This is a genomic window from Arthrobacter sp. DualSoilB13 (assembly GCF_055389195.1).
Map to the genome: position 1 here is coordinate 344,799 of NZ_AP035865.1, position 14,422 is coordinate 359,220.

The window sequence follows — 14,422 nt, forward strand, 5'->3', positions numbered from 1 at the left end:
ATGGTATTCATGCCTGCACTACGCTCAAGAACTGTCACCCACGGCCGCAACATGGCCGGAGCCCGCGCGCTGTTGCGTGCCTCCGGCGTTGCCAACACGGACATCGGCAAGCCGATCATCGCCGTCGCCAACTCCTTCACCGAGTTTGTCCCCGGCCACACCCACCTGGCGCCCGTGGGCCGGATCGTCTCCGACGCGATCCTCGCCGCAGGCGCCGTGCCGCGCGAGTTCAACACGATCGCCGTGGACGACGGCATCGCCATGGGCCACTCCGGCATGCTCTACTCGCTGCCGTCCCGTGACCTGATTGCCGACTCCGTTGAGTACATGGTCAACGCGCACTGCGCTGATGCCCTGGTCTGCATCTCCAACTGCGACAAGATCACCCCGGGCATGCTCATGGCCGCCCTACGCCTGAACATCCCCGTGGTGTTCGTTTCCGGCGGTCCCATGGAGGCCGGCCGCGTGACCCTGACAGACGGATCCGTGCGCTCCCTTGACCTGGTGAACGCGATTGCCGACGCCGTGGACGAATCCATCTCAGATGAAGACATCAACCTGATCGAAGAGAACGCCTGCCCCACCTGTGGCTCCTGCTCAGGCATGTTCACCGCCAACTCCATGAACTGCCTGGCCGAAGCGATCGGGCTGGCCCTGCCGGGCAACGGTTCCGTGCTGGCCACCCACACCGCCCGCAAAGCGCTGTACGAGAAAGCCGGTTCAACAATTGTTGAGCTGGTGAAGCGCTATTACGACGGCGACGACGAGTCCGTATTGCCGCGCTCCATCGCCACTGCCGAGGCTTTCGACAACGCCATGGCCCTGGACATCTCCATGGGCGGCTCCACCAACACCATCCTGCACTTGCTGGCTGCGGCCCAAGAAGCAGGCGTTGACTACGGCCTGGCCGAAATGGACGCCAAGTCCCGTCAGGTTCCCTGCCTGGCCAAGGTGGCTCCGAACGTTGCCGGCAACAAGACCTATTACATGGAAGATGTGCACCGTGCCGGCGGCATCCCGGCGCTGCTGGGTGAGCTGAATCGTGGTGGCCTCCTGCACAAGAACGTCCACTCGGTGCACTCCAACGACCTTGACGGCTGGCTGGATGATTGGGATGTCCGCGGCGGCAAGGCAACGGAAGAAGCCAAAGCGCTGTGGCACGCCGCTCCCGGTGGTGTCCGGTCCTCCACAGCTTTCTCGCAGTCAAACGTATGGACCTCCCTGGACACGGACGCTGAAGATGGCTGCATCCGGTCGGTGGAGCACGCGTTCTCCAAGGACGGTGGTTTGGCTGTGTTGCGCGGCAACGTCGCAGCGGACGGCGCCGTGGTGAAGACTGCCGGTGTGGACGAGTCCATCTGGATCTTCGAAGGCCCCGCAGTGGTGTGCGAGTCACAGGACGAAGCCGTGGAGAAGATCCTGAACAAGACCATCAAGGAAGGCGATGTGGTGGTGATCCGCTACGAAGGACCTCGAGGTGGACCCGGCATGCAGGAAATGCTCTACCCAACCTCGTTCCTCAAGGGCCGCGGCCTGGGCAAGAAGTGCGCCCTCATCACGGACGGCCGCTTCTCCGGCGGCACCTCCGGCCTGTCGATCGGGCACATCTCCCCGGAAGCTGCCTCCGGCGGCACCATCGCCCTGGTGGAGAACGGCGACATCATCAGCATCGACATCACCCAGCGCTCCCTCCAGTTGCAGGTCTCCGACGAGATCCTCGCCGAACGCCGCGAAAAGCTCCTGGTCAACGGCGGCTACAAGCCCAAGGACCGCGAACGCCACGTGTCTCCCGCACTGCGCGCCTACGCCGCCATGGCGCTGTCCGCAGACAAGGGCGCAGTCCGCGACGTCTCCCTGGTGGAAAACCTCTAAGGGTTTCGTTTTCAACAGAAAGCCGCCTGCCGTCGTCGTACTTCACCAACGTACGACGCCGGTGCGGCGCCAACAGAACCGTCGACCTGCCCGGATGGGCAGGTCGACGGTTTTAGTTGAGGGCTGGATCAGTTGATGGCTGCCTTCAGTTCCTTCGCGGCCAGCTCGGGATCTGCGGCACTGTAGATGGCACTGCCGGCGACGGCGACGTCGGCGCCCGCCAGTTGCACTGCTGCGATGGTCCCAGCATTCACCCCGCCGGCCACGGAGAACGGGACGCGTGCTTCCTCGCCCGCGTTGAGCAGGGTGCGCAGGTTGTAACCGGGCTGCGCCTGCTCATCCAGGCCTGCATGGAACTCGACGAACTTGGCCCCCAGCGCGCGAACTTCCTTGGCCCGGGACACCTTGTCCGCCACGCCGATCAGGTCTACCACGATGCCCTTGTTGTGCGCCTTGGCGGCCTTCACCGCGCCGGCAATGGTGGAGTCGTCAGCGGTGCCCAGGACCGAAACGAGGTCCGCTCCAGCCTTGAACGCTATATCCGCTTCGAGCTCGCCGGCGTCCATGGTCTTCATGTCGGCGAAGACGATCTTGGTGGGGTGGGTATCCTTGATGGCGGTGACGGCGGTCAAACCGGCAGCCTTGATGAGCGGCGTCCCGAGCTCGATGATGTCCACGTGCTCGGCCACCTTGCCGGCCAGGTCAAGGGCGTCCTCGACGGTAAGGAGGTCCAGTGCTACCTGCAGTTTCATGGGTTCTTCTTTCTTTCGGAGGGTTTCGTTTGGAACGGATGGTGAGTGTTGGGGCGAAGCGGGTTTTGGCGCGAGCTATTCGAGGTTGGCGTGGCGCAGCCAGAGTTGCTCGGCGGGCTCTTCGGTGTTCTCCCACAGGGTTTGGAACACTGCTTCGGTTGCCAGGAAGAGGGATTGCTCAAACAGGCTGCCGGAGTATTGGCGGGAAAGGCCGGAGCCGTGATCGGTCTTTTGCACTGCGGGAATGATCACCAATGCATCGGCCATGCCGGCCAAAGGTGATCCCGGGTTGGTGGTCAGAGCAGCCACGTCCGCGCCGGCGGCGATGGCTGTTTCGGCTGCCTTGACCACGCCTGAGGTGGTCCCTGAGCCGGAGGCCACCACAAGGAGGTCGCCGGAGGTGATGGCAGGTGTGGTGGTGTCCCCGGCAACATGGACCGTCAAGCCCAGGTGCATGAGGCGCATGGCCGCCATGCGGAGAACCAACCCGCTGCGGCCGGCGCCGGCAAGGAAGATCCGCTCCGCCCTGCGGATCCTGCCTGCCAGGGCTGCCAGCTGGTGGGCGTCGATTGCATTGGTGGTGCTCACTATTTCGTCCTGGATCAGGGACAGGTTGAGGGCGGCCTGGGCTGGTGTAGCGCTCAGGGAGGGCTTGTCTACTACGGCGTCCACACTCTCTCCTTTACTTGCCGTGGTTCTGCTTCCCTTCCAGCTTGGTGCAGTAACCGGGTGGGCGTAACTCTGATTTGGGATGGCTCTTCCCACCCCTTTGGGTAGTTTCTGCCGGGGCTGGGCACGTATGCTGGCCGGATGCAGAACTGGGCACTCCTCCACTCCATTAGCGATCTGGCAGCCGCGCCGCTGAACCGCATCGCCGAAGCCCTCCGCACCGCCACACTCCCGTTCCTCGCCAGCAGTGCCCTGGTGATCTTTACCGAGGACTGCACTGGGCGGCCCCAGAAGAAGGCGGGTGATGAAGGCGTGGTCAGCCGCGTATCCATCGCCGAACTGGACCGGCTGAGGTCGGCGATGCCCGGCGAGGTCCCATGGCGCACTTCCGCGCTCATCGCCGGTGAGGAACGGGAAATTCTCGCCTTGGGCTATGGGCCCAGTCAGGCGCTCCTGGTCCTGACCGACCCTTCGCCGGTTGAAGGACCGCAAAAGGAAGAGGAGGCACTTCGTCTGCTCAGCTATCTTTGGCGACTCACCGCCCGACGCATCCAGGAAAAAGTAACCGACGCGCCGCCGTCGTACCTTTTGGAATCGCGGGCGGCATCCGCTGAGCGGATCCGTGTGACGGCCGAGCTGATCGACCAGCACTCCACCACTCTGGAAACCCTGCTGGCGGCCCTGCGGTCGACCTCCATGGACGACGCCGCGGCCCGAACCTCAGTGACGGACCTCGCGGTCAAGGCCTTGGTGGACCTGCGGACGGTTAGCGACCGGACCAGCGATCTTGTGGAAGAGCCGGTGGTGACTGCGTTCGAGCGGCTTCGCGAGGATCTTCGGCCCTTGATGCACTTCAGCAATATCGACATTCAGTTCATCGAGCCGCCCGCCAACGGGCGTGCTCTGCCTGGCGAAGTAGCCCATGCTGCCCGCGCCGTTGTTCGCGGCCTTGTGTTGGCCATCGCGGAGCAGCCGGATGTCCGGCGCGTCCGTGCGCAGTGGGACTGCGACGGTGAGAACCTGCTGATCAACGTGCGCGACGACGGCCTTGGAGCCCTCACTCCGGACTCGCCCAGCATCACCCGGTTGCAGCAGCGGGTGCAGGCCGTTGATGGGCGGATGTCCCTTGACGTGATGCAGGGGTGGGGTGCGGATATCTCCGTGGTCTTGCCGCTGGACCCGCCGGCAGCGCCCATTGGTGACGTTGCCGTCTGGGATCTGGCGCCGAGGGAGCTGGAAGTTCTGCAGTTGCTCACCGCTGGGCAGCGGAACCGGAGCATCGCGGGCGCTCTTCATATCAGCGAAAACACGGTGAAGTTTCACATCCGTAACCTCTTCCGAAAACTCGACGTGCGTTCCAGGGCAGAGGCGATTGCCTTGGCGCACTCGGCCGGACTTCGCTAGCTGTACTTACTTCCTTGCGTCGGCGCATCTGCGGACACGCTGAGCGATTCGCCGACTGGTGATGGCAGAGAATATTTATTTCCCTTGGGGCGCGGGGGTCAAATGCGCCTCATTGTGGGCTATCTTGATCGTTATGCGGCCCCGGATCGTCAATTGGCGCATTGCCTCAATTGGCAGGTTGCTTAGCTAAAGGGGCTAATGTTCTACAGCACGTTTGCAATTGTTCCGTATCGATGAAAGGAAATGCCTTGGCTGTTTCTGTTGAATTGGGCAAAGCACTCGATAAAGCCTACGAGAACTCCACCCTTGACGAAATCCTGGCGGCCCCGCCGTCGGCGCTCGCCGGACTTACCGACAAGCACAGCGAACTTCTCGCTGAACTGGGTATCAAGACCGTCAGGGACCTCGGGAGCAATAAGTATTTCGCCACCGCCGGCGTGCTGGTCGCGCTGGCTGGTAAAGCCGGCTAACTCGCACCGCATCAGCGGACGACGGCGGGAGGTCCCCGCCGTCGTCCGCTGACTGTTACGGTGCTTCCGGTCAGAGTGGCGCGTCGATGCCGAGGTCTTCGAGTGCCCAGGACAATATCCGCAGCTCGAAGGGGTGCCGTTCCTGAATCTCAAAGACGTAGGCGTCAAGCTCGAGGACGGGAGCATTCCCTCCCTCGGCCCAGTACCTGATCCATAGGTCTTCGAGATCTATGGTCCGGTTTCGTATGAGCTCTCTCGCTGTTTTGCGTGGATCTTCCATGGCAGGTGTCCCGTTGCAAGCGGCGGGTCGCTCTCGGAGTGGATTAATCAGGTTCCTTACTTATGAACCATACCTTCTGCTCGGATTCCCGGGCAATGGGTGACGGGAAGCCGAAGTGTTCCTACGATTAGGCTCATGGAACCCACTGCAAATGCTGAACACATCAGAAGCCTGCACGAGCTGGTGGTCGGTAGTTCCGACATCCACGGGATTTTGAACGCGGTGACCGGCTTTGCCCGCGATGCGATGAGCAAGGTAGCAGGCGAAAACATCGACTGCGCTTTGACGCTGCGCCGGCGCAAACGCACCGCCACAGTTGCCGGCAGCAGCGAGAGGGCCGTGCAGCTGGACAAAATCGAACAGGAACTTCAGCAGGGACCCTGTTTGGAAGCCCTCGACGCCGGGCATCCTGTGCTTCTGGCTGACGTCGCCACAGACACAAAATGGCCGCTTTACAGCAGAGCGCTCGCAGCTGAGGGCGTCCGCAGTGCGTTGGGCGTTCCCATGGACTTGGGCGAGACATCTCAAGCGGTCATCAACTTCTTTGCACCCACAGCGGGCATCTTTACGGATGCTGTGATTGCTGAAGCTACCGCCTTCGCCGATGTAGTGGGCAGCACGTTGCGTCTGGCCATCAGGATCGAAGCGGTGGAGCAGCTCAACGCCGACCTCAAGACGGCGATGTCCTCCAGAACAGTCATTGACCTCGCATGTGGTGTCATCATGGCCCAGAACCGTTGCAACCAGGACGAAGCCTTCAGCGTGCTGACCAAGGCGTCAAGCCACCGAAACCAAAAACTGCACGCCGTTGCCTCGGAAATCATCGCCAACCTCAGTGGCAGTACTGACAATCAGTTGCGCTTTGACGACTAGTTGCGCTCTGACGACTAGTGGTCAGTGCAAGCGGCCCCTTGCTTGCCGCCGCCAAGTGACGACGGCGGTCGCGGCGCACCGCCGTCGGGCTTGCGGGCAGGGGCGGTGGAAACTGTGGCAAGCCTGCGGGGCCTGGTGCGCCCCAGAAAGAGCGTGGCAAAAGGTGCAAGCAGCAGGAGCAGGCTAACAGTGCCCAACCCGGCGAGGCCTGCAACGAAGACCAAACCGGCCATGAACAGAAGGTGGATGTCCGACTGTTCCGTCAATGACAGGGTGGTTACGAAGGCCGGACTTTGAGATAGTTTCATATTTGCTCCTGCGGGGCGTCATTTACTCACTTTTCCTACTGCTGATGAGTGTTGTGAAAAGCCGGAAAGTGTCGGCAATTTTGGCGTGTTTCTTTGGAGCTGAAACTTTAATCCGAATTCTGCATCACGTTTCCGCAGGTCAGAGCACATATCCAGTGCCCATGTCGTTGAATCGCGCTCTGCGCCGTTGCCCTTTTCGGCCGCGTTGCGGTTCACCGACGGAGTTAGCAGTGGTGGGTGTGGCGGGTTCTGGGGCCCGCCCGGGGCGCCATCACTGCGTAAACCGGGCTAGTGCGGTCGGTCGTCTGAGTCGCGGCCGACCGCACGATCCGGTAGACGGCCGGATTGCGCAAACCTAGACTGACCGCATGGCGCACACCCAGCCCCGCATCCTCCGCGCTGTTTCCCTGGCATTCATTGCAGCCATCGTGATGGCAGGCTGCGCCGGAAGCGGCACCAGTCCTTTCGTCGGTGTCTGGGGTGACACCAGCGATTCCAAGCAACCCTCCCTGGACCTCACCTCAGATGGCAGTGCCACCGGAACAGATGGCTGCAACAGGCTCATGGGAACGTGGAAAGAGGACGGCAAGACCATCTCGTTCGGAGGTTTCGCGTCCACCCGCATGGCCTGCGAGGGCGTCGATACCTGGCTTTCGCAGGCCGCGACGGCCAAGATCCAGGAAGACGGAAAGTTGGCTGTGTTCGGCCAGGGCGGGGATGTGATCGGGACGCTCGCTCCCGGCAAGTAACCGAAACCCGATTGGAGCCCGAGGCAGCGAACTATACGGAGTCCGGCTGGGTGTCTGCAGATTCCGGATCCGCGGTGCTGGAGGACAAGGGGTTCTCAATCTCGTCGGTCATCATGCGTGCTGCGAAGAGCGCCACGAAGGCCATGATGGGGCACACCAAACCGGCAACGAAGAAGATGAGCCAGATAGGAATTACCTCGGCCATGGGCCCGGCCAGCGCCATGGACACCGGCATCAAGGCCAGCGAAACGAAGAAGTCCAGGCTCGAAATCCGGCCCAGTAAATGCCGTGGCACTCGCCGTTGCAGCAGGGTCCCCCAGATGACCATGCCAACTCCCTCGGTGGCACCGAAGACGAGCATCGCGGCGCCGAGCACCCAGAAATTGTCCATGAATCCGATCGCGGCAACCGGCAGGCTTCCCAACCCCCACGTCACCACCATCACGGTCAGATAGCGTCGGGGAAGGCGGAACGTTGCCGTGGCCAGCGCGGCCGCGGCGCTGCCTACTCCCATAACTGCCAGCAGGAAGCCGAACGTCCTCGAGTCGCCGCCCAATTGATCGCGGACCACGAACGGAAGCAGGACCTCGATGGGACCGATCAGGAAAAGCACGGACAAACACGCCCAGATAAGGGTCCACAGAAGCCACGGCGTGCGGATGGTGTAGCTGAATCCTTCCCGGAGGTCCTTGATCAGCGAGGATTTGCCGGTGACGGGGGCTGCAGCGTCCGGTCCAGCGTCACCCCGGCCTGGAGCGAGTGGCGCTTGACGGCTCAGGAGGTTCACCATCCCAAACGCCAGCAGGTGGCAAACGGCCACCCCGGCCACTGCATGGGCCGGGGACAGCACTGCCACCAGGATTCCCGCGATGGCCGGACCGGCCGCCTGCTGCAAAACCGGCCGAACTGTTCCTTCCAGGCCATTTGCCGCCAGGAGATCGTCGGCGGGCAGGATCCGCGGGAGCATGGCCGAATACGCGGGGAAGAAGAATGCCTGGCCCACACCTATGACGAAAGCACCCACGGCCAGATGCCACAGTTCAATGACATTGAACATGGCAAGCGCTGTGATGGTGGCAATGACAGCCAGATTGGCGCCCTCCACCGCGATGATCAGGAGCCGCTGCGGGAACCGGTCCGCCGCGATGCCACCGGCCAGGACGAAGCCCACCAACCCGATGCTGGCTGCGGTGGCCACCAAGGACAGTTCAAGCGGGCCGCCGCCAAGGTGTATCACCTCATAAACCATCGCCACCGCCCACATACCGGAGCCGAAGATGGAAATGGACAGCGCGGAAATCAACACCCGGAATTCCCGGTGTGCAAAGGGACGCAACGCTCTCAGCGAGGCCATTTCACTAGCCTAAACCTGTGTGTTGGTGGCGTGCCTGGCACCCCGGTTACCGAACCCGGGTCCGGGAGGAAACTCCAGTTAGGAAGCGCCCGACGGCGGCGCGTCGTCGTCGTCGATGTCCGCACCTTCTGCGGGGTCCTGGCTGTGCAAACCGGTATCGTGCGGAACCCAGCCTTCAGTTTCACCCTCCGCCGGTGTGTCGGCGTGGTGCCGGACGGCATGTTCGTTCCTGTCCGAGGCGTTCATAACGGATACTCCCTGTCCTTGATTGGACTGCTTCCGTGAGTGCATCCCAGTTTACGCCCGGAGGATGGTCGATGGGGGTCCGCTCTCCGCGGAATACTGTCCACATACGGCCTTTACCGTGTCTCGCAAAGCGAGGGCGTGGCATAGGCTGAAGCAAGCAGTTCCCCGTGAAACGACTAACTGCCAAGGAGAGGTGAAGATGCCCAAGCGCCCCAACCCGGCGGTGAAGATCGCCCAGGAAACAGCCCACAACGCAGTCTTTGACGCTGAAGGCAACACCAAGCCCGGAGTGCACAATATGCTGCTGAAGGCTGTGGAAGTCCAGCAACCCCTGGTCCTGGCCAACCTCCGCCGGCTCCAACGGAGGCACCCCAATGATTCACCGGCGCAGCTGGCCGCCAAGCTGGAGCGCCACTACCTGCTGGCCATCTCCGGCGGGGGCGCGGCGGTGGGTGCTACCGCCGTCGTGCCTGGTATTGGAACCGCGGCGTCGCTGGGACTATCCGCGCTCGCAACCGTGGGCTTCCTGGAGACCACAGCGCTCTACGCGTCGTCGCTTGCGGAGCTGCACGGCATTCGGCTGACGGATCCTGTGCGCGCGCAAACCATGGTCATGGCCATCATGCTGGGAGAAGAAGGCACGTCCATGCTGGGTGCCCTGAGCGGTCAATCGCTGGGGCGCGGCAAAGGCGTGACCAATGCCTGGGGCCGGACGCTGACCAAGAAGATTCCAGGAAGCGGCTTCGGAGTCATCCGGGACTCCATCCAGCGTGCGTTCCTGAAGAACCTCCTGAAGCGGCAAGGAACCGCGTTCCTCGGACGCGCCCTGCCGTTCGGCATAGGCGCCGTAGTGGGTGGCGGCGGCAACCTGATGATGGGCCGTGCTGTGGTGTCCACCGCCAAGGAAGCGTTCGGCCCGTTACCGGACACCGTCCCTGGCGAGCTGCTCCCAAACGCTCCCAGGAACACCGTGAACAACCCGACTTTGGAAGGCGGTAGCAGTGGATCTGAACGCTGACCTCGGGGAGTCCTTCGGCTCCTGGACCATGGGGGACGACGCCTCGATGTTCCGCATCGTGAGCAGCGCCAACGTGGCCTGCGGATTTCACGCCGGGGATCCCCTCACCATGCTGGACAGCTGCCGTGCGGCGTTCGAACTGGATGTCCGCGTCGGCGCCCATGTGGGGTACAGGGACCTGGCCGGCTTCGGGCGGCGTTCCATGGACATGACTTTTGACGAGTTGTTCGGAGACGTTCTCTACCAACTTGGTGCCCTCGACGGCATGGCCCACGCGGTGGGAGCATCGGTGGACTACGTCAAGCCCCACGGCGCGCTTTACAACAGGATTGTCCGCGACGCTGAGCAGGCAGAAGCCGTGGTGGCGGCCGTCCATGCTTACGATCCCGGTCTGCCGGTTCTCGGATTGCCAGGGTCAGCGTGGCTGACGCTCGCCGAAGAAGCCGGGCACCCGGTGTTCCGCGAAGCATTCGTGGACCGGGCTTACCTGCCGGACGGGACCCTGGTACCGCGTACGCAGGAAGGCGCCGTGCTGCAAGACCCCGCAGCCGTGGTGGCCCAGGCCGTGCGGCTGGCAACACGCAAGGAAGTGCTGGCCATCGACGGAACAGTGGTGCCAGTGCAGGCCGATTCGCTGTGCATCCACGGCGATACGCCCGGCGCGGTGAACATGGCTGCTGCGGTTCGGGAGGGCTTGGAGAAGGCCGGCGTTGAGATTGAAGCGTTCGCATAAATCCGTGTCCGTAAACGTGTGACTGGGGAGGTCCGATGGGTGCGGTGGTGGTGGAGCCGGGATCGAGCACGCTGGTTCTCGGTCCTGAACACGTACTGGACCGCGCGTCCATGCGCTTGGCCAATGCCCTCTTGGGCAACCCGGACTCCGCCACTGGACTTGAGGTGCTGCTGGGCGGGCTGAAGCTGAGGTTCGTGACGGGCTCGGCTGTGGCGGTCACCGGTGCCGAGGGCCTGGTAACCCTCAACGGCAACGAACTTCCGCTGAACAAAGCCGTTAGGGTCCCGCCCGGAGCAGTACTTGAGTTCGGCCCTGCCCTGTTTGGTATTCGCTACTACCTGGCGGTCCAGGGCGGACTGTCGGCGCAAGGAGAGGCCCCACAAGGAAAGGCGCTGCGCGCTGGTGCGGCTTTAAAGTTCGGACGCCCGCATGGTTATGGTTTCCCCGACGTGAACCACCCTGCCCGGCGTGCTTTGGATCCGGAACGCCCGGTGGTGGTCAGGATTTCGCGCGGGCCGCAGGCAACGAACTTCGACGCCGGTACGTGGCTTCGATTGACCAGTGAACCCTGGATTCTCTCGCCGAAATCGGATCGGGTGGGTGCGCGGCTCGCTGGCCGACCACTTGACGGTGCTGCCGCTTCTTTGGATGCCGCTACGGAATCAGGCCAACCCCAACCGCGAATATCGGGCTCTGTCCTGCTGCCGCCGTCGGGCCTTCCTGTTGTTGCCCTGGCCGGCCACCCGGGTACTGCCGAGTCCCCGGTCATCGCAGTGGTCCGGGACGAGGACCTGGACCTGATCGGCCAAGCCAGGCCTGGACAAATGGTGCATCTTTTGGGCTGAGGGGGAAAGCTCAGCTCCGCCCACAGAACCGCGTCCGGGTGCCACAGCACATGTTCCCAATCAGGGTGCGTGGCATGGACGTGTCTCCCTTTAGAGTTTCTGCGCCAGCATGACCAGAATCCCGCTGGGGCCGCGAAGATACGTGAGCTTGTAGACGTCCTGGTAGTTCGCCACACCGCGCAGCGGGTGGCATCCGTGCTTGGCGGCTATCTCAAGGGCGTGGTCGATGTCGTCAACCGAGAAAGCCACGCGATGCATGCCGATCTCGTTGGGAAGGGTGGGATCTGTCTCTATCGCGTCAGGGTGCAGGTATTCGAAGAGCTCAAGTTGGCCCGTGCCGTCCGGGGTTTGGAGCACCGCGATTTTTGCGTGGTTGCCGTCCAACCCCACGGCGGTGTCGGCCCACTGACCGCTGACCGTATCCCGGCCCAAGACTGTGAGCCCCAGATCCGTGAAGAAGGCGATGGTTTCTTCGAGATCCCGAACCGCAATACCGACGTTTTCAAGTTTGATAGGCATGCGTTGAAGCTACCAAGGCAGACTTCATAGCTCCAGCGCCTTAGCCAAAGAGCAGATGCGCCACAGTGAAGATCGCCAAGCCGGCCAGGGCGCCCACCACGGTTCCGTTGATGCGGATGTACTGGAGGTCCTTACCCACCTGAAGCTCGATCTTTTGCGATGTTTCCTCGGCGTCCCAGCGGGCTACGGTATCGGAGATGACGCCAGCGATGTCCGAGCGATACGTATTCACCAGGTACCCGGCAGCATCGCCAATCCAGGTGTTCACCTTGCCGGCCAGTTCGTCATCGTTGACCAGGCGCGTGCCAAAGTCGCGGACGGCACTCTTGAAGCGCTGGCTCAGTTCGCTGTGGGGATCGTCGACGGCGTTGAGCAGCGCAGTCTTTACCGTTCCCCACGTGCGGGACGCCAGTTCGCGGACCTCGGGGTCGCCAAGGATCTGTGCCTTGATGGACTCGGCACGCTCGATCATGGCGGGATCATGCTGCAGGTCCTGGGCCAGGTCTGCAAGGTAGGCGTCGATCGATTGCCGTACTTGGTGGTTTTGGTCCGCCTGCACAGCGCGAACAAATTTGGATAGTTCCACGTAAACCCGGTCACCAACCAGGCCGTCCACGAACGTCGGCACCCACAGGGGTGAGCGATCCGAGACGAGCCGGTTCACCGTTGCATGGTTGGCGTCCACCCAGTCGGCCGCACGGTCTACCAGGAGGTCAACCAAAGTGTGGTGGTGGCCGTCAGCGAAGATCCGTTCGGCCATGCGGCCCACGGGTGGTCCCCATGGCGGGGTGAGCAGGTGCTTGCGGACCATGCCCTCGATGACCGCCTGTACATCGTCGTCATTCAGTACGGTGAAGGCGCCACGGATCACCGCGCCGCCTTCCTTGGCTACGCGCTCTGCACCGCCGGGCGCTGACAACCAGGTGCCGGCTTTGCGTGCGATGTCGATGCTCGCCAACTTATCCTGCACAACCTCCTGGGACAGGAAATTGCTTTCGACGAAGTCGCTGAGGGATTCGCCGATCTGATCCTTTCGGCGGGGAATGATGGCAGTGTGCGGAATCTTTAGGCCCATGGGGTACTTGAACAGGGCGGTGACGGCGAACCAGTCGGCCAAGGCGCCCACCATGCCGCCTTCGGCCGCCGCCCGGACGTATTCCAGCCACGGGTACTGCTTCTGGAACGCGAACGCCACCGTGAAGATCACCGCCATGGCGATCAGTAGTGCCAGGGCCAACCGTTTCATGCGGAGCAATGCTGCCGCTTTTTCCATGTCTCCTGTGGGGGGAGCGACGACGCCGGAAGCCCTGCGTGGGGGCACGGCGCCAGTGGTGGAATTGGGGTTGGTGAGGTCTTCGGTTGGGATTCGTTCAGAGTTCACCTGCATTAGCCCAGCGTAGCCCCCGAGCATGCAGCGGTGTGGGCTAACGTGTCTGCATGACTAGCGACGACTTCGCCCCAAGCCGGCCCAAGGTCTATGCACATCGCGGCGCCAGTGCTGCGTTTGCCGAGCACACCCGGGCCGCCTATCTGAAGGCCATTGCCGATGGCGCTGACGGCGTGGAGTGCGACATCCACCTCACCCGGGACCAGCATCTCGTCTTGCTCCACGACGCAGACCTGGACCGCACGTCCACCGGGACAGGTCCGGTTGCGGAGCGCACTCTTGAGGAGCTCCGCGCCTTGGACTTCTCCTCATGGAAGGGTGCGCGGATCCCTGAGGCTTATGGGGGTGTGTCGGATCAGTTCCTCACGTTGCCGGACCTGCTGGACATTTTGTGTGAGGCTGGACGCGAAATTGGCCTGGCCATTGAACTCAAACACCCGAGTCCCTACGGACTGAAACTTGAAGATCGTGTTCTTGCCCTGTTGGAAGAGGAGGGCTGGACGCCGGAGGAGTCACGGCTGGAAAACATCCACATCTCCTTCATGAGCTTCGACTCGGACTCGGTGGGGCGCCTGCTGGAGACCGTTCCCGGGAAGCACGTCTGCCAGTTGGTGGACAATTTTTCGGCGAAGGAAATTCGTGAGGAGTTTGGTCTGGGATTCTTTACCGGCGGGGCTGTTGCCAACGTCATGAGGGCAACACAAGAGGATGCGGAGCGTGTCCTGGATGAGGGCTTGGTAGGTATTGCGGGTCCTGGCATCGACTACGTACGTGAGCACGCGCGCAACGTTCAGCGCTGGTTAGAGGCGGGCCGCATCTTCCGGGTGTGGACCGTTGACTCGGAGAATGACGTGGCCCTGTGTCAGGGACTCGGCATCCACGAGATCACCACCAACAAGCCGGCCCAGGTGCTCGCACAGTTGATGGTGTCCAAGTAGATCGC

At 62.6% G+C, this 14,422-nt stretch carries 17 protein-coding genes; 9 read left to right on the plus strand and 8 right to left on the minus strand.

The features are described from left to right. Positions 1-9 precede the first annotated feature (9 nt). The gene (ilvD, locus tag ACZ5J0_RS01710) at positions 10-1,872 is read left to right on the plus strand and encodes a dihydroxy-acid dehydratase (protein WP_223941545.1); all 1,863 of its coding nucleotides are present in this window, start codon (positions 10-12) and stop codon (positions 1,870-1,872) included. Positions 1,873-2,000: 128 nt separating this feature from the next. Here the strand turns inward: ilvD and hxlA are convergent, their stop codons facing one another. Both hxlA and hxlB read right to left on the minus strand, forming a co-directional pair. Then, positions 2,001-2,624 carry a 3-hexulose-6-phosphate synthase gene (gene hxlA, locus ACZ5J0_RS01715; protein WP_464094027.1) on the minus strand — a complete coding sequence of 208 codons (624 nt, stop codon included), beginning with the start codon at positions 2,622-2,624 and terminating at the stop codon, positions 2,001-2,003. Between the two features lie 75 nt (positions 2,625-2,699). Beyond that, positions 2,700-3,296: a 6-phospho-3-hexuloisomerase gene (hxlB, locus tag ACZ5J0_RS01720; protein ID WP_223941546.1), complete on the minus strand. Its 597-nt coding sequence runs from the start codon at positions 3,294-3,296 to the stop codon at positions 2,700-2,702. 138 nt (positions 3,297-3,434) lie between these two features. Here hxlB and ACZ5J0_RS01725 point away from each other — a divergent pair, with 138 nt between their 5' ends. Beyond that, on the plus strand, positions 3,435-4,697 hold the full coding sequence (locus ACZ5J0_RS01725; RefSeq protein WP_142936989.1) for a helix-turn-helix transcriptional regulator: 1,263 nt from the start codon (positions 3,435-3,437) through the stop codon (positions 4,695-4,697). Positions 4,698-4,945: 248 nt separating this feature from the next. Continuing rightward, positions 4,946-5,167, plus strand: coding sequence for a hypothetical protein (locus ACZ5J0_RS01730; RefSeq protein ID WP_142936988.1), 222 nt, complete (start codon positions 4,946-4,948; stop codon positions 5,165-5,167). 70 nt (positions 5,168-5,237) lie between these two features. Here the strand turns inward: ACZ5J0_RS01730 and ACZ5J0_RS01735 are convergent, their stop codons facing one another. Then, on the minus strand, positions 5,238-5,447 hold the full coding sequence (locus tag ACZ5J0_RS01735; protein WP_142936987.1) for a hypothetical protein: 210 nt from the start codon (positions 5,445-5,447) through the stop codon (positions 5,238-5,240). Between the two features lie 135 nt (positions 5,448-5,582). On the opposite strand from ACZ5J0_RS01735, the gene ACZ5J0_RS01740 reads away from it, so the two are divergent. Then, positions 5,583-6,320 carry a GAF and ANTAR domain-containing protein gene (locus tag ACZ5J0_RS01740; RefSeq protein ID WP_142936986.1) on the plus strand — a complete coding sequence of 246 codons (738 nt, stop codon included), beginning with the start codon at positions 5,583-5,585 and terminating at the stop codon, positions 6,318-6,320. Positions 6,321-6,334: 14 nt separating this feature from the next. Here ACZ5J0_RS01740 and ACZ5J0_RS01745 read toward each other — a convergent pair whose 3' ends face one another. Then, entirely contained in the window at positions 6,335-6,628 is a 294-nt protein-coding gene (locus ACZ5J0_RS01745) for a hypothetical protein (protein ID WP_142936985.1), read from the minus strand. 368 nt (positions 6,629-6,996) lie between these two features. Here ACZ5J0_RS01745 and ACZ5J0_RS01750 point away from each other — a divergent pair, with 368 nt between their 5' ends. Further along, a complete protein-coding gene (locus ACZ5J0_RS01750; RefSeq protein ID WP_223941548.1) occupies positions 6,997-7,377 on the plus strand; it encodes an META domain-containing protein in 381 nt (126 codons plus the stop codon). A gap of 31 nt (positions 7,378-7,408) precedes the next feature. Here the strand turns inward: ACZ5J0_RS01750 and ACZ5J0_RS01755 are convergent, their stop codons facing one another. Beyond that, the gene (locus tag ACZ5J0_RS01755; protein ID WP_464094028.1) at positions 7,409-8,731 is read right to left on the minus strand and encodes an MFS transporter; all 1,323 of its coding nucleotides are present in this window, start codon (positions 8,729-8,731) and stop codon (positions 7,409-7,411) included. A gap of 78 nt (positions 8,732-8,809) precedes the next feature. Further along, complete coding sequence (locus ACZ5J0_RS01760; RefSeq protein WP_165450140.1) at positions 8,810-8,977, minus strand: hypothetical protein; 168 nt, start codon at positions 8,975-8,977, stop codon at positions 8,810-8,812. Between the two features lie 199 nt (positions 8,978-9,176). Between ACZ5J0_RS01760 and ACZ5J0_RS01765 the strand changes: the two genes are divergently transcribed. The 3 genes from ACZ5J0_RS01765 to ACZ5J0_RS01775 are packed head-to-tail and all read left to right on the plus strand — an operon-like array spanning position 9,177 to position 11,573. Continuing rightward, the gene (locus tag ACZ5J0_RS01765; RefSeq protein WP_464094029.1) at positions 9,177-9,995 is read left to right on the plus strand and encodes a hypothetical protein; all 819 of its coding nucleotides are present in this window, start codon (positions 9,177-9,179) and stop codon (positions 9,993-9,995) included. Then, entirely contained in the window at positions 9,979-10,728 is a 750-nt protein-coding gene (locus ACZ5J0_RS01770) for a LamB/YcsF family protein (protein ID WP_223941550.1), read from the plus strand. Before ACZ5J0_RS01765 ends, ACZ5J0_RS01770 begins: the two co-directional genes overlap by 17 nt. A gap of 35 nt (positions 10,729-10,763) precedes the next feature. Continuing rightward, positions 10,764-11,573, plus strand: a complete 810-nt coding sequence (locus ACZ5J0_RS01775) for a biotin-dependent carboxyltransferase family protein (RefSeq protein WP_223941551.1) — start codon at positions 10,764-10,766, stop codon at positions 11,571-11,573. A 90-nt stretch (positions 11,574-11,663) separates the two neighbouring features. Here the strand turns inward: ACZ5J0_RS01775 and ACZ5J0_RS01780 are convergent, their stop codons facing one another. Together ACZ5J0_RS01780 and ACZ5J0_RS01785 are read right to left on the minus strand one after the other, a co-directional pair. Further along, positions 11,664-12,092 carry a VOC family protein gene (locus tag ACZ5J0_RS01780; RefSeq protein WP_142936979.1) on the minus strand — a complete coding sequence of 143 codons (429 nt, stop codon included), beginning with the start codon at positions 12,090-12,092 and terminating at the stop codon, positions 11,664-11,666. Between the two features lie 40 nt (positions 12,093-12,132). Further along, complete coding sequence (locus ACZ5J0_RS01785) at positions 12,133-13,479, minus strand: DUF445 domain-containing protein (protein ID WP_166841138.1); 1,347 nt, start codon at positions 13,477-13,479, stop codon at positions 12,133-12,135. A 50-nt stretch (positions 13,480-13,529) separates the two neighbouring features. Between ACZ5J0_RS01785 and ACZ5J0_RS01790 the strand changes: the two genes are divergently transcribed. Further along, a complete protein-coding gene (locus ACZ5J0_RS01790; protein ID WP_464094030.1) occupies positions 13,530-14,417 on the plus strand; it encodes a glycerophosphodiester phosphodiesterase family protein in 888 nt (295 codons plus the stop codon). Positions 14,418-14,422 lie beyond the last annotated feature (5 nt).